Origin of the sequence: Mesorhizobium sp. B2-3-11 (assembly GCF_006442215.1) — a bacterium.
Classification (GTDB): Bacteria; Pseudomonadota; Alphaproteobacteria; order Rhizobiales; family Rhizobiaceae; genus Mesorhizobium; species Mesorhizobium salmacidum.
Genome location: NZ_VFVS01000014.1, coordinates 145023 through 166814, shown reverse-complemented (window position 1 = coordinate 166814; position 21792 = coordinate 145023). Strand labels below are relative to the sequence as shown.

20 protein-coding genes and 1 tRNA gene are annotated in these 21792 nt (G+C 62.5%); 17 read left to right on the top strand and 4 right to left on the bottom strand.

Annotation, left to right across the window (positions count from 1 at the left end; translation table 11 throughout):
- Positions 1–60: 60 nt before the first annotated feature.
- Both FJ960_RS19790 and FJ960_RS19785 read left to right on the top strand, forming a co-directional pair.
- Positions 61–411: a DUF952 domain-containing protein gene (locus tag FJ960_RS19790; protein ID WP_140507523.1), complete on the top strand. Its 351-nt coding sequence runs from the start codon at positions 61–63 to the stop codon at positions 409–411.
- Positions 408–1487, top strand: coding sequence for a quinone-dependent dihydroorotate dehydrogenase (locus FJ960_RS19785; RefSeq protein ID WP_140716211.1), 1080 nt, complete (start codon positions 408–410; stop codon positions 1485–1487). The genes FJ960_RS19790 and FJ960_RS19785 overlap by 4 nt, the downstream gene beginning before the upstream one ends.
- Here the strand turns inward: FJ960_RS19785 and FJ960_RS19780 are convergent.
- Positions 1480–2820, bottom strand: coding sequence for an MATE family efflux transporter (locus FJ960_RS19780; protein WP_140716209.1), 1341 nt, complete (start codon positions 2818–2820; stop codon positions 1480–1482). The two genes, FJ960_RS19785 and FJ960_RS19780, sit on opposite strands and share 8 nt — an antisense overlap.
- 131 nt (positions 2821–2951) lie before the next feature.
- Between FJ960_RS19780 and FJ960_RS19775 the strand changes: the two genes are divergently transcribed.
- Positions 2952–3854: a histone deacetylase gene (locus FJ960_RS19775; protein ID WP_140716207.1), complete on the top strand. Its 903-nt coding sequence runs from the start codon at positions 2952–2954 to the stop codon at positions 3852–3854.
- Between the two features lie 3 nt (positions 3855–3857).
- Here the strand turns inward: FJ960_RS19775 and FJ960_RS19770 are convergent, their stop codons facing one another.
- Positions 3858–4121 carry a DUF6460 domain-containing protein gene (locus tag FJ960_RS19770; RefSeq protein WP_027145674.1) on the bottom strand — a complete coding sequence of 88 codons (264 nt, stop codon included), beginning with the start codon at positions 4119–4121 and terminating at the stop codon, positions 3858–3860.
- A 437-nt stretch (positions 4122–4558) separates the two neighbouring features.
- Here FJ960_RS19770 and FJ960_RS19765 point away from each other — a divergent pair, with 437 nt between their 5' ends.
- The 9 genes from FJ960_RS19765 (at position 4559) to FJ960_RS19720 (ending at position 13730) form a co-directional block, all read left to right on the top strand.
- Positions 4559–5176: an outer membrane protein gene (locus tag FJ960_RS19765; protein WP_140716205.1), complete on the top strand. Its 618-nt coding sequence runs from the start codon at positions 4559–4561 to the stop codon at positions 5174–5176.
- A 190-nt stretch (positions 5177–5366) separates the two neighbouring features.
- Entirely contained in the window at positions 5367–5753 is a 387-nt protein-coding gene (locus tag FJ960_RS19760; protein ID WP_140716203.1) for a hypothetical protein, read from the top strand.
- Positions 5754–5799: 46 nt separating this feature from the next.
- Complete coding sequence (locus FJ960_RS19755) at positions 5800–6474, top strand: response regulator transcription factor (protein WP_140716201.1); 675 nt, start codon at positions 5800–5802, stop codon at positions 6472–6474.
- Entirely contained in the window at positions 6471–7901 is a 1431-nt protein-coding gene (locus tag FJ960_RS19750) for a HAMP domain-containing sensor histidine kinase (protein WP_140716199.1), read from the top strand. Before FJ960_RS19755 ends, FJ960_RS19750 begins: the two co-directional genes overlap by 4 nt.
- Before the next feature lie 120 nt (positions 7902–8021).
- Positions 8022–9047, top strand: coding sequence for a glycosyltransferase family 2 protein (locus FJ960_RS19745; protein WP_210243288.1), 1026 nt, complete (start codon positions 8022–8024; stop codon positions 9045–9047).
- The gene (locus tag FJ960_RS19740) at positions 9040–9741 is read left to right on the top strand and encodes a class I SAM-dependent methyltransferase (protein ID WP_140716197.1); all 702 of its coding nucleotides are present in this window, start codon (positions 9040–9042) and stop codon (positions 9739–9741) included. The genes FJ960_RS19745 and FJ960_RS19740 overlap by 8 nt, the downstream gene beginning before the upstream one ends.
- A 230-nt stretch (positions 9742–9971) precedes the next feature.
- Positions 9972–11462: a hypothetical protein gene (locus FJ960_RS19730; protein WP_140716195.1), complete on the top strand. Its 1491-nt coding sequence runs from the start codon at positions 9972–9974 to the stop codon at positions 11460–11462.
- 210 nt (positions 11463–11672) lie between these two features.
- Complete coding sequence (locus tag FJ960_RS19725) at positions 11673–13604, top strand: acyltransferase family protein (protein ID WP_140716193.1); 1932 nt, start codon at positions 11673–11675, stop codon at positions 13602–13604.
- Positions 13605–13656: 52 nt separating this feature from the next.
- Positions 13657–13730 (top strand) — tRNA-Gly (locus FJ960_RS19720).
- Between the two features lie 64 nt (positions 13731–13794).
- Here the strand turns inward: FJ960_RS19720 and FJ960_RS19715 are convergent.
- On the bottom strand, positions 13795–14556 hold the full coding sequence (locus FJ960_RS19715) for a Stf0 family sulfotransferase (RefSeq protein WP_140507542.1): 762 nt from the start codon (positions 14554–14556) through the stop codon (positions 13795–13797).
- Positions 14557–14936: 380 nt separating this feature from the next.
- Between FJ960_RS19715 and FJ960_RS29545 the strand changes: the two genes are divergently transcribed.
- Complete coding sequence (locus FJ960_RS29545; protein WP_181166158.1) at positions 14937–15203, top strand: hypothetical protein; 267 nt, start codon at positions 14937–14939, stop codon at positions 15201–15203.
- Between the two features lie 86 nt (positions 15204–15289).
- On the opposite strand, the gene FJ960_RS19705 is transcribed toward FJ960_RS29545, so the two are convergent.
- The gene (locus FJ960_RS19705; RefSeq protein WP_140716191.1) at positions 15290–16279 is read right to left on the bottom strand and encodes a LysR family transcriptional regulator; all 990 of its coding nucleotides are present in this window, start codon (positions 16277–16279) and stop codon (positions 15290–15292) included.
- A gap of 291 nt (positions 16280–16570) precedes the next feature.
- On the opposite strand from FJ960_RS19705, the gene chvE reads away from it, so the two are divergent.
- The 4 genes from chvE (at position 16571) to araD1 (ending at position 21757) form a co-directional block, all read left to right on the top strand.
- Positions 16571–17641: a multiple monosaccharide ABC transporter substrate-binding protein gene (gene chvE / locus FJ960_RS19700; protein ID WP_140507547.1), complete on the top strand. Its 1071-nt coding sequence runs from the start codon at positions 16571–16573 to the stop codon at positions 17639–17641.
- 99 nt (positions 17642–17740) lie between these two features.
- Positions 17741–19273: a multiple monosaccharide ABC transporter ATP-binding protein gene (gene mmsA / locus FJ960_RS19695; protein ID WP_027145662.1), complete on the top strand. Its 1533-nt coding sequence runs from the start codon at positions 17741–17743 to the stop codon at positions 19271–19273.
- Positions 19270–20562 carry a multiple monosaccharide ABC transporter permease gene (gene mmsB, locus FJ960_RS19690; protein WP_027145661.1) on the top strand — a complete coding sequence of 431 codons (1293 nt, stop codon included), beginning with the start codon at positions 19270–19272 and terminating at the stop codon, positions 20560–20562. Before mmsA ends, mmsB begins: the two co-directional genes overlap by 4 nt.
- Positions 20563–20764: 202 nt before the next feature.
- Positions 20765–21757, top strand: a complete 993-nt coding sequence (araD1, locus tag FJ960_RS19685) for an AraD1 family protein (protein ID WP_140507549.1) — start codon at positions 20765–20767, stop codon at positions 21755–21757.
- The last annotated feature ends 35 nt before the right edge of the window (positions 21758–21792 follow it).

The following is a 21792-nucleotide window of genomic DNA, read 5'->3' as shown; positions in this document are numbered from 1 at the left end:
AATGGGGACGACCCTTGGCGTGGCCTTCCCCGCGCGACTGGTTCGGATTATAGCGCAACCATGTCACAGATTATCTACAAGATAACTCCGCAAGCGCTTTGGCGCGAGGCCGAAGCCAATGGCCGCTTCACCGGAGCGCCAATCGACGTCGCCGACGGCTTCATCCATTTTTCGACGGCAGCGCAGGTTGCGGAAACCGCGGCAAAGCATTTTTCCGGCCAGACCGACCTTCTGCTGGTCGCCATCGACGGGATCGGCCTGGGCGATGCGCTGAAATACGAAGTCTCGCGCGGCGGCGCGCTGTTTCCGCATCTCTACGGCGTGCTCGACCTGAAAGCCGTGCTGTGGATCAAGCCGCTGCCGCTCGGTGCCGACGGTACTCACCAATTCCCACCCCTGGAGGGCCAATGAGCGTGCTCGACCGGATCGGCCAGAAGCTGCTGTTCAGCTTTGATCCGGAAACCGCGCACGGCCTGTCGATCGCGGCGCTGCGCTGCGGCCTGCCGGTTGGCGCGCGGACGGTACGCGATACAAGGCTGAAGGTCAGCCTTTGCAGTCTCGATTTCCCGAACCCACTTGGCATGGCGGCTGGCTACGACAAGAACGCCGAAGTACCCGATGCGCTGCTTGGCCTCGGTTTCGGCTTCGCCGAGGTCGGTACCATCACGCCCCTGCCGCAATCCGGCAACCCGAAGCCACGCATCTTCCGGCTGACATCGGATGAAGCCGTCATCAACCGGCTGGGCTTCAACAATGAAGGCCACGCGACGGCCGAAAAACGCCTTGCCGCGCGCAAGGAGCGCGGCGGCATCGTCGGCGTCAACATCGGCGCGAACAAGGACAGCGCCGACCGCGCCGGCGACTATGAACGCGGCGTCGCCCGCTTCGCGCCCCACGCCAGCTATCTCACCGTCAACATTTCCTCACCCAACACGCCTGGCCTGCGCACCATGCAGGCGCGCGAACAGCTCGGCGAGCTCCTGTGGCGCGTCATGGCCGCGCGTGCCGCGGCAATCGCGCAGCCGCCGATCTTTCTCAAGATCGCCCCAGACCTGGTCGAGGCCGAGTTGGAGGATATCGCCGCCGAAGTCATGGAAAAGCGGATCGACGGCGTCATCGTCTCCAACACCACCATTTCCCGCCCGGCGCTGCGTAGCGGCGACGCCGCGCGGGAGACAGGCGGGCTTTCGGGAAAACCACTGTTCGAGCGCTCGACCATCGTGCTGGCCAAGATGCGCAAGCTGCTCGGGCCCGAAATGGCCATCATCGGTGTCGGCGGTGTCGATTCAGCGGAGACGGCGCTGGAAAAGGTCCGCGCTGGCGCGGATCTGGTGCAGCTCTACACCGGCATGATCTATGCCGGGCCGGCGCTGCCGGGCCGGATCGTCGCGGGGATGGCCCGCTTTGCCGAGACAGAGAAACTCGGCTCGATGCGCGAGCTGCGCGACAGCCATCTCGACCGATGGGCGTCGAAGCCGCTCAGCTGAATGCGGTTTGCATCCGCAGCCGCAAGATCGTCAGCAGGCTCAATCCCCGCACCAGCAAGAAGACGTGCAAGGCCGCCCACAGGCCGTGATTGCCGAAGGCGGGCGCCAGCGTGATCAGCGCGGCGGCAAAGACGAGGAATGACAGGAGCATCATGTTGCGCATGTCGCGCGACCATGTCGCGCCGATGAAGACCCCGTCCATCTGGAAGGCAAGGACGCCGCTCAGCGCGGTGAACGCCGCCCAGGGCAGGTAGGTATCGGCTACGGCGCGGACATCCTGCGACGTCGTCACGACGGCGACCAGGTTGGTGCCGGCCACGAGCAGCACCAGCGTCGCGGCACCGGCCAGACCAAGGCCCCAGAGCAGGGTCAGCCGCACCGCCTGCCTGAAGGGCTGCTCGGCACGCGCGCCGACGGCGCGGCCGGCGAGTTGCTCGGCGGCGGTGGCGAAACCGTCGAGGAAATAGCCGGCGACGAGGAAGAAATTCATCAGCACCGCATTGGCCGCGAGCGTCACCGTTCCGAACTGCGCGCCTTGCCGGGTGAACAGCGCGAAGGCGGCGAGCAGCGAGAACGAACGGATCATGATGTCGCGGTTGAGCGACAGCATGCGCAGGAAGGCGCGCATGTCGAGCAGGCGGTGGCGAGGCAAGGGCGGGCTGGATCGGAACCGGCGCACCACGATCGCGAGACCAAGCAGCATGGCGAGGAATTCGCCGGTGAAGGTTGCCCAGGCGACGCCGGAAACGCCCCAGCCAAGTTCAAGGCCGAGCAGGAAGCAGAGCGCGATGTTGATGCCATTGAGCACCAGTTGCAGGACAAGCCCGAGCCCGCCCTCGCCGCGCCCCAGCACGTAACCGAGGACGGCGTAGTTGATCAGCGAGAACGGAGCGGCGAGCAGCCTGATCCTGATATAAACGGCCATCGCCTCGCTGACGCGTGGTCCGGCATCCATGAACCACTGGCCGCCGACGGCGATGAGCGGCGAAAGCGCCGCCAGCACGACGCCGGCAACGACCGCGATCAGCACGGCGCGCCAGAACACCGCCTGTTCCTCGAGGGCGTCTCCACGCCCGAAAGCCTGGGCGACCAGGCCGGTCGTGCCCGAACGCAGAAAATTGAAGGTGGTGAAAACGACGTCGAAAGCCAGTGCGCCGGCCGCCAGGCCGCCAAGCAAGGCGGCATCGCCGAACTGGCCGACAACGGCCGTATCGACCAGGCCGAGCAGCGGCGTCGTCAGATAGGCGAGCGTCATCGGCACGGCGATGGCAAGCACCGAGCGGTTGGTGACGGAAAAGGCTCTGGCGTCGGTTAGGATTGCACCCTTGTCCAAGGATTCCTGCCTTGCTGATTGCGGCTTGATCGGAGAGCCGATGTGCCGCATTTTCCGTCCACCGCGCAATCATTCTTCCTGCGACGGCCAACCGAAATCCCGGTCTGGCGCGAAGCCGGCGGACCACTCTCATGCCCCTGCAGATCGTCCATCACCCCGACTACGACGCCGGCTTCGCGACCAACCATCGCTTTCCGATGAGCAAGTATCCGCTGCTGATGGAGGCCTTGCGCGCACGCGGCCTGGCCGGACCCGGCGCGCTCAACACAGCCGAACCCGCGCCGGCGCCGTGGCTGAAGCTTGCCCATGCGGCCACCTATGTCGACCAGGTCGTCTCCTGCTCCGTGCCGGAAAAAATCGAACGCGAGATCGGCTTTCCGGTCGGCCCCCGCGTCTCGCTGCGCGCGCAGCTTGCCACCGGCGGCACGGTGCTGGCAGCCCGGCTCGCCTTGCGTCACGGCATTGCCTGCAACACCGCCGGCGGCAGCCATCATGCGCGACGCGCGCAAGGCGCCGGCTTCTGCACCTTCAACGACGTCGCCGTCGCCTCGCTGGTTCTGCTGGAAGAGAGTGCGGTGCAGAAGGTCCTGGTCGTCGATCTCGACGTGCATCAGGGCGACGGCACGGCGGATATTCTAGGCGATGAGCCACGCGTGTTCACCTTCTCCATGCATGGCGAGCGCAACTACCCCACACGCAAGATCGCCTCGGACCTCGACGTCGCACTGCCCGACGGCACGGGCGACGCCGCTTATGTCGAAAGGCTTGATACCATCCTGCCGGAGCTCTCCACCCGCGCCCATTGGGACATCGTCTTCTACAATGCAGGCGTCGACGTCCATGCCGGGGACCGGCTCGGCAGGCTGGCGCTTTCCGACAATGGGCTGCGCGCCCGCGACGAGATGGTCATCGGCCATTTTCGGGCGCTCGGCATTCCTGTCTGCGGTGTCATCGGCGGCGGCTACTCCACCGATGTGCCGGCACTTGCCGCGCGCCACGCCATCCTGTTCGAGGCCGCTTCGGGCTTCGCCTGAACGTCACTTCCGGTAGTTGGCGATCCTGAGCAGGATGAAGGCCGGCACGACGATCGCGGCGCCAAGCAGGATATAGCCGAGGAAGCGGTCGATGGCGTGGAAGCCGAGATTCCAGAGATCGATGAAGAATTTCCGGATGCCGTAGAACACATCCATGGGCGACCAGCCGAAGGCGTTCATGACCAGGCCGACGAGAAAGGATACCACCAGCAGCTTCAGGACAACCCTGAGCGGCGAGTCGCCGAGAAAGCGCGTCAGTGCGGACAAAGCCGTCTCCCGATTGAGATGCCCGGACTCATGGGCACGGCCCAGAGATACGTGCTTGGCGGCCATCCATCAAGCCAGCACGGTCTGTACGGAGAAACTGATAAGCCGCAGCCAGATGTCGGGCGTCTTCGAAAGCCCGCAAGTCTTAAATATCGGTGAACAATTTCATTTTAATTTATTGAAAATAAAGCACAAAGTCGTCATTTTCCAATTTTGCGCAATGTGCGTGCAATTTTCACTTGCGAGATCCCGGGCGTCTTTCAGGTGACGGACCGCGTGGCGCTCTGCCCCTACCACAGCCGGCGAAAGCCGGTCCCCAGAACCGCGCAGCCATCCCTGAAAGACACCGATCGGAGCCTGCCGCCTCAACGGCCAGGGTCCTCAGCAATTAACCAGCGTATCGGGTGTCGGATGCGCGTTTGTGTTGGAGTAATGCAGTGTCCCCTCAAGCAAAGATCATCCTGACGGCGAGTGCCCTCGCCCTGTGCCTTCTCGGGCCGGCGATGGCCGCCGACCTCTCGCCTGCTTACAACGATCCCCCCGCCTTCCAGTGGAGCGGCGCCTATGTCGGCATCCATGGCGGCACGGCGTTCACGGGTATGCCGAACCCGTTCGCCGGTCGAAACGGCTTCAGCGGCGGCGTCCAGGCCGGCTACAACCAGCAGATGGGCCCGGCGGTCCTCGGCGCCGAGATCGAAGGTTCCTATCTGGGCGGCGCCGAACACGATGTCCGGGGCGGCAAGATCAGGGAAAAATGGCGCGGCGCGGCCAAGGCGAAGGCCGGCGTGAGCTTCGACCAGACGTTGCTGTTCGGAACCGGTGGCGTCGCCATGACCAGGTTCGACAGGGGCGACGGCGTGAGGAGCAGCGACGGATGGAAGGTCGGCTACCTCGTCGGCGCCGGGATCGAGCAGGGCTTCGCCGGCGGCCTATCGGCCAAGGTCGAGTACGACTATGTCCGCACCCCCGGCGTTGAAACGACATCGGCCCTTGGGAGGTCCAAGGAGACGATCGGCAGTCATGAGCTGAAAGCTGGCCTCAACTACCGGTTCTAGATACCAGAACAGCAAGTGGCCGACCTTAATCGCGCGATGGCCGCAACGGCATCGCGCGATCTTGTTGTTGATGCGTCGATGCCGGACACGGACGTCCGCTCGAGGCAAGGGACATTCCATGCTTTCGCAATGTCGATGTAATCTTCGCAATCTAGGTCCCCTGCGTGAATTGTCACCATGGGAATCAGCAATGTCCACGCATCACCCCGGCCGACTGTCGTCCAAGCTATTGTTCATTGCGATTGCAGTCGCATTGGCGGGCTGCGCCTCCGACATCATGAAGAACTATGTCGGACAACCGGTCGAATCGGTCGTTCTGGATTACGGTCCGCCAACGGCGATCGTCGACCTCGGCCAGGGAGAGCGCGCCTATCAGTGGCGCAAGATATCTACGTCAGCGGTTTCCGGGACATCGAGTGGCGAGGTCCGCCAAACAAAACACGGAACTGTCTATGAAGAGACCGAAACGCCCGGCTATATCGAGCGTCAGGAATGCTTCTACACCTTTTATGCCCGAGCTTCCGGCGGCCGCTGGTTCATCACCAATTTCCGCCGGCCAAAGCTGGAGTGCGAATGAACCGCCGCGCCGCAAATCCTGCTGCGGCGAGTGAAGGAGAACGCGAATGCGCGTCCTGCTGATCGAGGACGAACCGGAAATGGCCTCCGTGCTGAAGGCCGCCCTGGAGCGCCTGGACATCATCGTCGACCACGCCGCGACCCTGGTCGACGCGGAGGCGGTGGCCCGTCTGGGCCATCACGACGCCGTGGTGCTGGACCGCCGGCTGCCGGATGGCGACGGTCTTAGCCTGATCCCTCGCCTGCGCGCCTTGCATCTGGATGTGCCGGTGATCGCGCTGACGGCGATGAGCGGGTTGGAGGACCGGGTTGCCGGGCTCGATGCCGGCGCCGACGATTACATGGTCAAGCCTTTCGCCACGGTGGAACTCGTCGCGCGGCTCCACGCCCTGCACCGCCGCTCGTTCACTTCGCGCGCCAACCAGACGATGGTCGGTCGCCTCACCTATGATTTCCGCCATCGCGAGGCGCTGATCGAGGATCAGGCGCTCGATTTGCCGCGGCGTGAAAGGCTGGTGCTTGAAACACTCATCCGCCGGCCGGGCCGGACCATCATGCGCAGCGCTCTCGAGGAGGCCGTCTACGCCCTGGACGACGAGATCGGCTCGAATGCGCTCGACGCGCATGTCTCGCGGCTGCGCCGCAAACTCGACGACGTCGCCGCCGGCATCGAGATACGGGCGATCCGCAATCTTGGCTATCTCCTGCGGGCAGCCTCGTGAAGAAGGTGCGCGCGCGCTCGCTGCAATGGATCCTGGTCCGCCGGCTGATCCTGCTGCAGGCGGCGACGCTGCTCCTCTTCATCGTGCTGTGCGCGGCAGCCCTTTGGATCGCCAATCCGAGGCTGCTTATCGACAACGAGGCTGCCGTCGCGGCCGTCAAGGACGCCGTCGACCGTGACAAGGACGGCAGGCTGATCGTCCGTGAAACGGAAGACCTCGCCGCGTTTCGCCAGAGCTTCCCCAATGTCTGGTACATCGTGCGCGACGACAGCGGACAGAGCGTCCGTTCCGGCACGATACCGGATGTCTACACCAAAGAGATCGGTGGCCTGCTCGGCCAAGCAGACCACGCCACGATCGGATTCTCCGACAAGGACATGCGGCCGGAAGCCTATATCGAGAACGCTTCGACCAAAGCCGGCGCGGTACAGATCATTGCCGCGACGCAGTCGTCGCGCCAGGAGACCGACGGGCTCGAGATCAATATTTCGGCCACGGTGGAGGTCGCCCGCTATCCGGACGGCAGCAGGAATTGGGAGCGCGCCCTGCCGGCGCTTGCGCTCGTCATCGCGATCCTGCTGCTGCCCATCGTCCTCGTCATGGGCGCCACCACGCTGGTGACGACGCCGGCCGTGGTCCGCCGCTCCTTTGCCGGCCTTGTCGAAACCGTCCGCCAGGCTGCCCGCATCGATATCGGTACCCGTGCGATGCAGTTGCCGGTCAAACACGTGCCGCAGGAAATCGCGCCGCTGGTGCATGCTTTCAACGAGGCTTTGGCCCGCCTCGCGCAGGGATACGACCGACACGACCGTTTCCTCACCGACGCGGCGCACGAATTGCGCACGCCGATCGCCATCCTGCGCACACGCGCCGAGTTGCTGCGGCAGGAGCCGCAAAGCACGCGGCTGCTGCATGATATCGAGCGCCTGTCGCACCTCGCACAACAACTGCTCGACCACCAATTGCTCGACCGCCCATCCGACCAGCGCGAGATCGTCGATCTCGACGATCTCGTCAGCCGGGTGGCGGCCGACTTCGCGCCGCTCGCTATCGAGGCCGGCTACGACCTTGCCTTCGAGCCTTCGCCCGACAAGACACGCGTCGAAGTCAACGTGCTGCAGATCGAGCGGGCGCTCGCCAACCTCGTGCGCAACGCCATCGAGCATGGGGGCGGCGGCGGTACCATCACGATTGCGATCGACAGGACGGGTGGCATCGAAGTGCGCGACGAAGGTCCGGGCATTCCCGTGGAAGAGCGCGAGAATGTCTTCGAGCCCTTCTATCGCCTGCAGCCGCAGTCGCGCGGGGCGGGGTTGGGGCTGAATCTCGCCCGACAGATCGCGCTGCTGCACGAGGGAACGATCCGGATCCTGGCGGGCTCATGGCGCGGTGCCCGCATCCGCATGGAACTGCCGGTTCGGTCGTGACTCAGGCCGTTGACGCAAAACGCGTGGCGGCGGCCAGCCAGTAGCCGCGCCGATCCCTGACTTATCTGTTTTCTAACCAATTGCCGCTATTGCCATTTCCAAAGCGGGAGCCAGGCTTTGGTGGGAACGGGAAAAATCGGCGCGCACCGCGCACCCATGTTGTCGGTCGTCGTGCCTTGCTACAATGAACGCGACGGCGTGGCGGAGCTTCATCGACGCGTCAGCGCGGTATGCCACGAGCAAGGCCTCCCCTACGAGGTCGTGTTCGTCATCGACGGGGCGACCGACGGCACCCGCGAGGCCATTTTCGAACTGGCCGAGAGGGACGACCATGTGGTCGCCATCGATCTTGCACGCAATTACGGCCACCAGATCGCCTTGAGCGCGGGGCTGGAATTCTGCCGCGGCCAGCGCATTCTCATTCTCGACGCCGATCTCCAGGATCCGCCCGAACTGCTGGGTGCGATGATGGCGAAGATGGATGAAGGCTTCGACGTCGTCTACGGCCAAAGGGTGAAACGCGACGGCGAGAGCTGGTTCAAGCTGGCTTCCGCTTCGATGTTCTACCGTCTGCTCGGCAGGATGGTCGATGTCGAGATCGCGTCGGACTCCGGAGATTTCCGGTTGATGAGCCGCCGTGCGCTCGACCATCTGGTTGCAATGCCCGAACGCTACAGGTTCATTCGCGGCATGGTGAGCTGGATCGGGCTGAGGCAGGTCGCCTTCCCTTATGAACGGCAACGGCGCTTTGCCGGCACCACCCACTACCCGCTGAAGAAAATGGTTCTTCTGGCGGTCGACGCGATGACCAGCTTTTCGATCGTGCCTTTGCGCTTTGCCTCGCTGCTGGGAATGATGTTCGGGCTGCTCGGTCTGGTCGTGCTTGGCTATACGCTGTTGGAATGGTCTGTCGGCAATGTTCTGCCCGGCTGGACGAGCCTTGCCGCGATCATGCTTATCCTGGGCAGCGTCCAGCTTCTGGTGCTGGGCATCTTCGGCGAATATCTCGGCCGCATGTACATGGAAACGAAGCGGCGGCCGCTCTATTTCGTCAACGAGATCGTCTCACGCAGCGAGCCAGCCCGAGACAGGGGTCTGCCCCCACATCGCCTGCAGGAGATGGCAAAGAGGGCGGCCCGTGCTTGAGGCCGAATTCGACCAGTTTGCGCGCGAGTACCAAGAGCAGCATGCCGCGAGCATAAGGCTCAGTGGCGAGACGCCGGACTTCTTCGCGAAATACAAGGTCGACGACGTCGCGGCGACACTGGGACGGGCCGGCGTGAAACCCAGGCGCATACTCGACTTCGGTGCCGGCGTCGGCAATTCGCTCGGCCATATGCGCGCAGCGTTTCCCGACAGCGAGATCGTCCTGCTCGATCCTTCGCTGGAATCGCTCGACATCGCCAGCGAACGTTTCCCTGGTCAGGCCACGTTCGCGCATTTCGACGGCCAGACCATCCCCTTCGCCGACGGTAGCTTCGACCTTGCTTTCGCGGCTTGCGTTTTCCATCACATCCCCGAGAACCTTCAGATCGGATTGTTCGCGGAGATCGGCAGGGTGCTGGCCAATGGCGGCAGTTTCTTTGTCTTCGAGCACAATCCGTGGAATCCACTCACCACCCACGCGGTAAGGAACTGCGCCTTCGACGAGAACGCGGTCCTGATAAGCTCGCCGCAGATGCGCAGGCGAATGGCCGCGGCGGGCCTTTCCGGCACTCGGATCGTCTATCGGATTTTCTTTCCCAGACTGCTTGCTAGGCTGCGGCCGTTCGAACGTTTCCTAACCAAGATACCTGTTGGAGCCCAATATTTTGCGCATGTGGTCAAGCCGCTCGTTTGACTGTCCGACGATGCTGCCATCTGGCGCCGTCGGCCTGTTGAACACGACGCCGGGATATGCGGTCATTCCAGCGGGGTTGGCGCTCTCACCGAAAACCCGTTTGTCCATCTGGCGGGAAACCGGCTCTTCGCTGCCGTTTTTCATCCCGGCTAGGCCCGTTTCGTTCGTCGGCGGCGCGGATGCCCCCGATCGGGTGACAAGAATAGAGGCGAAATGGCCTGGAGCGCGACATGAACCAGGCTGAGGCAATCGTTCCGACCACGTCGCGGCTCGAGGATGCGCAGCGCATCAAGCTGATATTCTGCCTGTTCGCAGCCTCCATCATAGCTACTGGATTGGCCCCATTCGCGGGCTCGACCCTCAAGGACCCCGACAGCTGGTGGCAAGTGAAAGTCGGGCTGGATTTCCTGGCAAACCGGACATTTCCAACGGTCGATCCCTATTCCTACACTTTTGCCGGGCATCCGTGGATCGCGAAGGAATGGCTGGGGCAGGTCTTTCTGAGCGTTGCCTATAGTATCGGCGGATGGAATGGTGTGGCCGCGCTGATCATCGCCGCGATAGGGCTGACAGTCTTCGTGACGGCATGGTTCCTCAGCGCGTGGCTGAGGCCGATAGTGGCGGTAGCGCTGACATTCATCCTGGCCTTCCTGATCGCCCCTATCTATACGGCGCGCCCCCACGTCTTCACCTTGCCGATCATCGTCATCTGGACGGCGGTGTTGTTTCGCGCATCGGCGGAGGAGCGGGCGCCGCCGTGGTGGCTCCTCGCGCTGGTTGTGCTCTGGGCCAACCTGCACGCTACCTTCACCTTGAGCTTCGTCATCGCCGCCTTCGCCGGTCTCGATCTCCTGGCGCGCACCGGCCTGTCGAAACCCGCTCTTTTGGTGAAGTGGGTGGCGTTTGGCCTGCTCTGTCCGCTGGTCTGCCTGATCCATCCCTATGGTGTGCAAGCCATCCTGGCCACGCTCACCGTTGCCCATGGCAATGAGGCGGTGCCGCTGATCCTGGAGTGGCGGCCGTTCAATGCCCCGGAACAGGACATCCAGGAAGCCGCGATACTGGTGGCGCTTTTCGGGCTTATGACATCAAGGCTGCGGATCGGCTGGGCCAAGGCGTTGTTCATCGTCTTCACCTTGCATGTCTACCTGTCGCATCTGCGCTTCGTCTATCTGTTCTTCCTGCTTGTTCCGCTGGTGGTTGCGGTCGAAGTCGCGCGCCAGTACCCCGCCCTGTCAGCCAGCGTCTGGCTGAACGAAAAGCGTGACGGACTGGAAAAATTCTTCGCCGGCCAATTCCATCTGCTCTGCGGCGCGACGGCGGTGTTGCTGGTTGGCGCGGCGCTTGTGCTCAACAACGCCTACCAGGTCGCGCCGAGCCCGAAGACATCGGCCAGCGGTGCCCTCGCATTCGCCAGGGATCACCACCTGTCCGGCAATGTCTTGAATTCCTACAATTTCGGCGGCACGCTGGTTTTCCATGGCATCAAGACCTACGTCGACGGCAGGACGGACCAGCTGTTTCTCGGCGGTTTCATGAAAGCCGACGACGCAACGGGGCACAGCGACGGAAAGCCGCAGCTCGAGGCCCAGTTGCAGAAATACGCCATCGGCTGGGCATTGCTTACGGCCGATGACACCCGAATCCCCTTCTTCAATGAACTGGGCTGGAAGCGGGCCTACGCGGACGATTATGCCGTGATCTACCTGCCCAGCAACTGAATCACCGACCCCACAAAACCGGCGTGGCCAGCGTTCGAAGGCCTGCTATTCGCCTTGACACGGATGTTGCACTGCAGCAAAGTTGTGCTGCATAGCACAGTCCGTGAGGCCTACGAGCCAAGGTTTTTCGCACAATGGGGATTGCCTTATGACGGGCATGTCAGGCGGCGCCGCACGGCCACCGCGGGTCACCGCGTACGGACCGGTCGAATGAATTACAGGCGCGACATCGATGGTCTGCGGGCCGTTGCAGTGCTGCCCGTGGTGCTTTTCCATTTCGGCGTATCCGCCATTCCCGGGGGCTTCACCGGCGTCGATATTTTCTTTGTGATATCGGGCTACTTGATCAGCGGCAGCCTGCTGGATGATCTCGAGCGCGGCCAGTTCTCGATCGGACGCTTCTACTGGCGTCGTGCACGGCGCATCCTGCCGGCACTGACCTTCGTCATCCTGCTTGCTAGCATTGCGGCCTGGTTCATCCTGTTGCCGTCGGATCTGCACGAATTCAGCCTCAGCGTGATTGCGGCCTCGACCTTCTGGTCGAACATCTATTTCTGGAAGACGACGAACTATTTTTCGATCGACGCCGAACTGCGGCCGCTGCTGCACACATGGTCGCTTTCGGTCGAGGAGCAGTATTACATCTTCGCGCCGATCCTTGTGTATCTGATCTACCGGTATGCCTCGAAGCGCTGGTTGACGATACTTCTGCCGATCGCCATCGGCAGTTTTGCCCTGGCGGTCATGGCGACCACGATGGCGCCGACCGCCGGCTTCTACCTCTTGCCGACACGCGCCTGGGAGCTGGCGCTGGGTGCCATGCTGATGCTGAAAAAGCCGCCGCCACTTGCCAACCGGACGGCAACGGAACTGGTCGGTCTTGCAGGCTTTGCCCTGCTCGCATTCGGTTTCCTCACGATTTCGGAAAGCGATCCGTTTCCCGGCTACAATGCCCTGTTTCCCTGCATCGGAACGGCCCTGCTCATCTACGCGGGCCAGAATCACGCGGACCGGCCCGTGCCTGTCGCCACGCGTGTGCTTCAATTCGCTCCGATGGTCTGGGTCGGCCTCATCTCCTATTCGCTCTATCTTGTTCACTGGCCGATCAATTCCTTCGTCCATTACCTCTCGCTGAAAGCCATCTCGGTGCCGACGATCGTCGCGATGACGGTGGCCAGCTTCGCCCTGGCGACCTTCTCGTGGAAATATGTCGAGCAGCCTTTCCGGCAGAAGCGAACCTTCACCGCCCCGCTGCCGATCTTTGCCTTTTCGGCGACGGCGATCGCCCTGCTGTGCGTCGGCGGCCTGGCCGGTGTGCTCGGCAAGGGCTTTCCGCAGCGGTTCCCCGATTTCTCGACGCAACGGATCGTGGTGGACGACTGGCGCAATGGCGTCTGCTTCAACGAGGGTACGAGCCGGATCGAGAATTGGAACCTTGCCGACTGCACGCGCACGCATGGCTTTCCCACCAATGTGCTGCTGTGGGGCGATTCCTTCGCGGCTCACTACGTTTCGGGCCTGGAGGCCAACGCGCAGAAAATCCAGGCCAACGTCATCCAATATACCTATGCCGGCTGTCCACCGAACCTCAGTTATTTTTCCTACGCCAGGCCAACCTGCACCCGGTTCAACGAACGGGCGCTGTCGATCATCCGCGATGCCAAGATCCAGGCGGTGATCCTGAGCGGCCGATGGACGGACTACCAGGCCAGGGGCTTCGACGGACTGCAGACAACGATCGACCGGCTGCGCGACATGGGTGTCAAGGTCTATGTCATCGGCCAGTCTCCGGAGTTCATCGCCGACGTCCAGAAGGTCGCTTTCTTTGCTAAACACGAAGGCGCCGCGAACACATCCTGGCCGATGGCCATGGATCCAGACATCAACAAGCAGGTGCAGCTCTTCGCCAAGGGCGCGACCTTCATCGATCCACTTACCTATCTGTGCGACGCCATCGGCTGTTCCTATGAGGATGCCACCAGCAAGCAGTTTCTCTATTTCGACTATGGGCATTTCTCTTCCGCCGGCGCAACGCTGGCCATCTCGAAATACTGGCCGAGCTTCGCCGCCGGCGGCGATGTCGCAAAGGCCAGAGAGCCGGCGCCGACCGTCACCGGTGAGCTGGCGAAGCCCGCATTGTGAGACCGGTTTACGATTGCCCCAAGCCATGCCGTCATGATAACGAGGCTGCAGCGCGGGTATGATGTAATGGTAGCCTGTCAGCTTCCCAAGCTGAACGCGCGGGTTCGATTCCCGCTACCCGCTCCACCCTGAAGCCAAGAGTCCGTTGGCCTAGGCGGAACCCGTCCATTTGGCAGCATTGTCGGTGAGCCTAGGCTTGGCCGATTCGCATCTGCTTCTTGAGGAGGAACCGGGCGAGGTTGTTGATATTCCGCGGCGCCACCTTCCTGGGCAGATGCGCCAGCAGGTCTTCCGATTTGACGTCGTTGCGGAACCGCTCCGCCCAATCTTCGGTGAGGTCGTCCCGCTGCAGGCGCAAATTCGTCTCGAACTCTCCGTCCGGCATTTCCACCGACAGCTGCCGGGCCACCGACGCGACGTAAGGACGAGGATCGTCCAACAGATCCTCATAGAAAAAGCGATCGTAATGCAGATCGGCCAACCGCAGGTAAGCCTCCCAGAAGGCATAGCTCTGCTCGATCAGGAAATAGGCCTGGCAGATACCGGCGAAGTCGTATTGCGGAACCAGATCCGCGCCGCCCATCGTGCTTCTCCAATGGCCCGACGCCTTTGCCCGGCAATAGGAAATCGCTTGGCGAAGACGGTCCCGTCGCTCCAGCAGGACCAGACCCATGTCATGGCGCCGGCCGCATTCCGCCAGGAAGTCGGCTCCGTATTTGGCCTGCGACCAGTGAAGGTGCCGTGGAAACAGCTTCACGGCGAACGTGCCGTTCGCAGTCCCGCCGCGATGGATCACGGCGGACAGCAGATCATCGAAGGATTTCGGCTTGCACCCCAGATTGGTCGTGTCGAGCCACTCGGCCGACTTGCCGAACAATCCCGTGCTGTTTGTGAGGCTGCCAAGCCATTCGGAGCCGCTGCGGGCTTCGGTCAGTATCGCGACGCCCTTCATGCGTGCCGATGATCCGCGGCCCGCGTCATGTCGATTGCAGAATGCCGTTCTTCTTGATGGTCCCCCGCCATGGTCAAAGCTCCGCTTAAACAGCGCCTCAACGGACAAAGGCCTATATGGTTCCGTCGATTCGACCTTAGGCTAAGGCAGAATGCAGGCCCAAACACGTTACAATTGGGTAATCAACGCCGCGCCTTGGGCTCGAAGAGCCCTGAAGATACCGGCAAAGGCCGGCCACGCTGTGGTGGCCGCCCTTTGACGTCAGCCAGAAGCGATTACAGCCAGACGCCGAGCCAGACGCGCTCGCGCCAGCAGCGGACGCGGCGGCGTCCGTGGCGCCAGTAGCTGCGGCAAACCCGTCTCCAGCCGCGGCGGCGTCCATGGCGCCGACGCCAGTAGCCATCGGGACCATGATGTCTCCAGCGATGCCAACGGCGGTGGGAGACCTGCTCCAGTTCGACCTCGTCATCCCCTTCGAAGACAGCCGGATCCGGCTTGTCCAACTCATCGAGAATTCCATTGCCCTGGGGAACACCGGCAAGCGCGCGGCCGGGTCGGGCCACGCTTGCAAACGCAACCGCCCCCGCAACGCCAAGCATTCCAGCAAGAAACAACCGACGTTCCATAAAAACCTCCCGAGCTGTTAACTACCGACACCTCGTTCCCTCGCCCGAAACAGGCTCCAGCGCGCATGCCGATCGGTTTTGAACGCGCGGAGGTGGTTCTCGTTCCATCACCCCACTTCACGCAGGATGAAATCATGCAGCATCTTGGCCGCCGGTGACAGTACGCGATTCCTGACCGTGATCAGGCTGTAGGGCCTGACCTCGATGTCGAACTCGGTCTGGACGACGTCAATGGCGCCGGCAAGTCCGTCCGGGTTCTGGATGAACTTCGCCACCTGCACCGAGACCGGCGCTATGGCATCGGATTGAGCGACCATGACCAGCGTGAGCAGCAGCGAGCTGGTATTCAAGATCCGGTCCGGCAGCGCGATGTTGCGGTTCAGGAAATTGCTCTCCATCGCCTGGCGCAAGGGCGAACCGCCTGACTGGAAGACCCAATCATAGGCAGCGGTGTCTTCCAGCCGCACTATATTACCCCTCGCGAGCGGGTGGCCGCGGCGCACGATCAGGCAGGCTTTCTCGACGCCGATCACGCGGGATTCGAACAGCCGCGGATTGAGGTCGTCGGGAATGCGGGCGATGATGAAGTCGTGGCGCGAGGCGATCAGCTCGCGGGCGAGCACATTGGAGGTTTCGACCTGCATGGTGATCTCGATGCGCGGGTAGATGCGGCGGATCTCGCGAATCGCCGGCACGGCCAATTCGATCGCCGGCGCGGTCACGGCGCCGAGGAACACCGAACCGCCCTTGCCGGCCTTGAGCTCGGCAATCTCGCGGTCGGCTTCGCGCATCTCGAGCAGGATCGAGCGGGCCCGCCTGGCGAGCGCCTGGCCATAGGGGGTGAGGGTCACGCCGCGCGGCAGCCGTTCGCACAGTTTCACGTCGAGCACCGCCTCCATCTCGGCGATCATGCGCGAGGCGGCCGGCTGGGAGATGTTCATGACCTGGGCCGCGGCGCTCACCCGTCCGTGATCGTCGAGGGCGGCGATCATGCGCATGTGGCGCAAGCTCAAGCCACTGCGCAGGAGTGTCTCCCCATTTCCCGGGAGCTTCTCGTAACTTACGGGAATCGCATCGGGATCGCGCAATGCCGCCATGATCTTCCAGCCCTTCCGCCGGTTCCTTTCCGCATGCTAGATCATACCGGTTTCGGTATAGCAACCACCAAAGATCGCATTTGACAGTTATGGCAAAGCGACCCACCCTTCGCGCGTTCCGGGGTGCAAGGGCGGTAACGACCAAAATCGTATCGATTGAAACTGCATCGCGGAGCCGATTGGGAGGATACCGGAGATCGATAAAGCCGACAGCGGCGCGTTTGCGCTCCTGTCTGGCTGCGCGGCCCGCGAAGCCCCGAGGTGTCGCGTCCATCAACCAGGGAGAGTAAGTTGAAGATCATCAAAACGCTGGCCGCCGTCGCGGCCCTTGGCATCGCTGCCATGAGCTATCAGGCGCACGCGGCCGATAAGGGTCTTGTCGGCGTGCTGATGCCGACCAAGACCTCGCAGCGCTGGATCAATGACGGCGACGCCGTCAAATCCCAGCTCGAGGCTCTCGGCTACACTGTCGACTTGCAGTACGCGCAGGACGACATCCCCAACCAGCTCAGCCAGCTGGAAAATGAAATCACAAAGGGCCCGAAGGCGCTGATCATCGCCTCGATCGACGGCACCACCCTGTCGGATGCGCTGCAGAAGGCCAACGACGCGGGCGTCGTCGTCGTCGCCTATGACCGCCTGATCAAGAAGACCGCCAATGTCGACTATTACACCACTTTCGACAATTTCGGCGTCGGCGTGATCCAGGCGAATTCGCTGGTCAAGGGGCTCAAGGAGCGTTTCCCGAACACCAAGCCGTGGAACGTCGAACTGTTCGGCGGCTCGCCCGACGACAACAACGCCTTCTTCTTCTACAATGGCGCAATCTCCGTCCTGCAGCCGCTGATCGACGACGGCTCGATCAAGATCAAGTCCGGCCAGACCGGCATGGACAAGGTCGGCACGCTGCGCTGGCTCGCGGCAACCGCCCAGGCACGCATGGACAACCTCCTGTCGGCCAACTACTCGGACGGCAGCCGCGTCGATGGCGTCCTGTCGCCCTATGACGGCCTGTCGCGCGGCATCACCGCCTCGCTGCGCGCTGTCGGGTACGGCACGGACGCACAGCCCTGGCCGATCGTGACCGGCCAGGACGCCGAGACCGCCTCGGTCAAGCTGATCATCTCGGGCGAGCAGTACTCGACCGTGTTCAAGGACACCCGCGAACTGGCCAAGGCCACGGTGCAGCTGGTCGACAAGGTGCTCTCGGGCGGCAAGCCGGAAGGCCTCGATGAAAAGACCTACAACAACGACGTCAAGGTCGTTCCCTCGATCCTGTTGACGCCGCATGAAGTCGACAAGTCGAACTACCAGGCGCTGGTCGTCGACTCCGGCTACATCAAGGCCGAAGACCTGAAGTAATTTCGGTTATAAAGTCAGGGGTCCTGCGCAACGCAGGGCCCCTTTTCGTTAAAAGCGACCCCGGTATGGGTTCTACCGGCCTCCTAGGAGCTTGTCCTGATGACCTCGACGATTTTGGAGATGCGCGACATCACCAAGACGTTCCCCGGCGTGAAGGCGCTCTCGAACGTCAACCTCAGCGTAGAGGAAGGCGAGATCCACGCCGTGGTCGGCGAAAATGGCGCCGGCAAGTCGACCCTGATGAAGGTGCTGTCGGGCGTCTATCCCTCCGGGACCTACGATGGCCAGATCATTTTTCAGGGCCAGGAATGCCATTTCAAAGGCATCCATGACAGCGAACACAAGGGCATTGTCATCATCCACCAGGAACTTGCGCTGGTGCCGATGCTGTCGATCGCCGAGAACATTTTCCTCGGCAACGAGCACGCCAGCTACGGCGTCATCGACTGGGACGCCAACGAGGCACGCACGTCCGGGCTTTTGAAGAAAGTCGGGCTCAAGGAAGACCCCAAGACGCTGATCACCCATATCGGCGTCGGCAAGCAGCAGTTGGTCGAGATCGCCAAGGCACTCAGCAAGGAAGTGAAGCTCCTGATCCTCGATGAGCCGACGGCATCGCTCAGCGAGAAGGACAGCCAGGCGCTGCTCGATCTTTTACTTGAGTTCAAGCGGCAGGGCATGACCTCAATCCTGATCTCCCATAAGCTCAATGAGGTGAACCGCGTCGCCGACAAGGTGACGGTCATCCGCGACGGGCGCACGATCGAGACATTGCCGAGGAAGGACATCAGCGAGGACCGGATCATCACCTCCATGGTCGGCCGGTCCCTCGACGATCGCTACCCGCCGCGCGAGCCTCATATCGGCGACGTCATTTTCGAGGTCAAGGACTGGTCCGTCTACCACCCGATCCATGCCGAACGGCAAGTGATCAAGAGCATCGACCTCAAGGTGCGCAAGGGCGAAGTTGTCGGCATCGCCGGGCTGATGGGCGCCGGCCGCACCGAATTCGCCATGAGCCTGTTCGGTCGCTCCTATGGCCGGCGCATCAGCGGCGAGGTGCTGCTCAACGGCAAGCCCGTGGACCTTTCGACAGTGGGCAAGGCGGTGCAGAACGGCATCGCCTACGTCACCGAAGACCGCAAAACCTATGGGCTGAACCTCATTGACCACATCAAGCACAATGTGACGTTGGCCAACCTCGCCGGCGTTTCCAATGGCGGCGTCATCGACGATATGCGCGAAATGAGCGTCGCCAACGATTATCGCAAAAAGACCAATATCCGCGCATCCAGCGTCTATCAGCTGACCGGCAATCTCTCGGGCGGCAACCAGCAGAAGGTGGTGCTATCGAAATGGCTGTTCGCCGACCCGGAAGTTCTGATCCTCGACGAGCCGACGCGCGGCATTGACGTCGGTGCCAAGTACGAAATCTATACAATCATCGCTCGCCTCGCCGCCGAGGGCAAAGCGATCATCGTCATCTCATCGGAAATGCCGGAACTGCTCGGCATCTCGGACAGAATATATGTCATGAACGAAGGGCGCATCGTCGGCGAGATGGCGGCAAGCGACGCCAGCCAGGAAAAAATCATGCGCGCCATTGTTCGCGGAGAAGGAAAAGCATCATGAGCACAGACAGCGCTCCCGCGCCGCAAAGCGGCACCGCCGAGGACGTCAAGCAGGGTCCTCGCATCGCCGTCTCGGCGCTGACGACGAACCTGCGCGAATACGGCCTGATCATCGCGCTGATCGTCATCATGCTGTTCTTCCAGTACACGACGTCGGGAACGCTGTTCAAACCGGTCAACCTCAGCAACCTGGTGCAGCAGAACTCGTTCATCATCGTGATGGCGCTCGGCATGCTGCTGGTCATCGTCGCCGGCTACATCGATCTCAGCGTAGGATCGGTCGCCGGCTTCATCGGCGCACTTGCCGCCATGATGATGGTCATTTGGCCGCTTGGCATGTTCAGCAACCCGCTCGTGGTCTCGATCGTCTGCCTGATCGTCGGTGGGTTGATCGGTGGGGCGCAAGGCTACTGGATCGCCTATCACCGCATACCAAGTTTCATCGTGACGCTCGCCGGCATGCTGATCTTCCGCGGCATTTGCCAGGCGCTGCTTGGCGGTGGCTCCTCGGTCGGTCCGCTTCCCGACAGTTTCAAGGCATTGAGTTCCGGCTTCATCCCGGACGTAATCGGCCCGCTGACGCTGATCCCACCGACGGTGAATGCGGCCGGCAAGACTATTTTGGGTAGCGGGCTCACGCTGCACATGACGACGATCGTGCTGGGCGTGATCGCGGTGCTCGCCTACGCCTATTTCGGCTTCAGGGCGCGGCGCAAGCGCGAACGCCACGGTTATGAGGCCGAGCCTTTCACGCTGTTCGTCATCAAGATCCTGGTAGGCAGCGCGCTGGCGCTGTTCCTGGTCTTCCAGTTCGCGACCTATCGGGGCCTGCCGATCGTTCTGCTGGTGATGGGCGTGCTGATTTCTTTGTTCGTCTTCGTCACCAAGCGCATGACCATTGGCCGCCGCATCTACGCCATGGGTGGCAACGCCAAGGCGGCGCAACTGTCGGGCATCAACACCGAGCGCCTGACGCTCCTGGTGTTCGTCAATATGGGCGTGCTTTCGGCGCTCGGCGGCCTGATCATCGCGGCGCGTCTCGGCCAGGCCGTGCCGGCAGCGGGCCTCGGCAGCGAGCTCGACGTCATCGCGGCCGTCTTCATCGGCGGCGCCTCGGCGATGGGCGGCGTCGGCCAGGTCATCGGCGCTGTGGTCGGCGGCTTCATCATGGGCGTGATGAACAACGGCATGTCGATCATGGGCGTCAATGTCGACTGGCAGCAGGTGGTCAAGGGACTGGTCCTGCTCGGGGCCGTCATCTTCGACGTCTACAACAAGAACAAGGCTTAAGGGCTGGGGCGAGGACTAGGAGGCATACGGGTTCCAGATCGCGAAGCTGCCGGCGGCCCGTCGGCACCAAGAAGTCCGGGGAAGGACCAGGTTCGCGAACGCAATCCGGACGAAACGTTTCAAGCGTGGCGCGTTCCCGCGCCGCGCCGGTCAGGGTTTGCCCATTGGCAGCCGGATACAGATAAATGAGAGAGGACTGATCATGCTGATCTCGCAGATTCTCGACGACGCCGAGACGATCCGTGTCGTTGCCCGCAGCGGCGGGAAGACCCGGATCATCAACGGCGCGCGCAGCGTCTATTCGCTGGCGATGGAGGCCGCCCGCACCGGCGTCGGCCTGACGGCCCTGATCGAACGCAAGGGACTGGGCGAGACGGTCGATCTCGACGCCGCCTACAAGAGGGGCCGCCTCCTGTCGCCGATCAATCACCCCGACCCGGCGCATCTGCATCTGACCGGCACGGGATTAACGCATCTCGGTTCGGCCGCGACGCGCGATTCCATGCACAAGAAGCTCAGCACCGACGGCGAGGAGCAACTTACCGATTCCATGAAGATGTTCCGCATGGGACTGGAAGGCGGCAAGCCCGCGAAAGGCCAGGTCGGCGTGCAGCCGGAATGGTTCTACAAGGGCAACGGTACCATGGCGGTCGCGCCTGGTGCCGCGCTCATGTCACCGGCCTTTGCCAAGGATGCCGGCGAAGAACCAGAGATCGCCGGGATCTATGTCATCGGCGATGACGGCGCGCCATTCCGTGTCGGCTTCACGCTGTCGAACGAATTCTCGGACCATGTGACCGAACGCGTGAACTATCTGTTCCTCGCCCACTCCAAGCTGCGCAATGCCTCGTTCGGGCCCGAAATTCTGATCGGCGACCTGCCTTCGGACATCCGCGGCACGTCACGCATCGTGCGCGACGGCAGGACAATGTGGGAGAAGCCGTTCCTGTCGGGCGAAGCGAACATGTCGCACACCATCGCCAATCTCGAGCACCACCATTTCAAATATTCGGCGTTCCGCCAGCCGGGCGATGTGCATGTGCATATGTTCGGAACGGCCACGCTGTCCTTCGCCGACGGCGTCACGACCGAAGCCGGCGACGTGTTCGAGATCGAGGCCGGGGATTTCGGCCTGCCGCTGCGCAACCCGCTGGAAATCGAAAAGCCGGTGAAGGTGGCGGTGAAGGCGCTGTAACTGGCGCCAACTCTGCCTTCTCCCCTGGTGGGGCC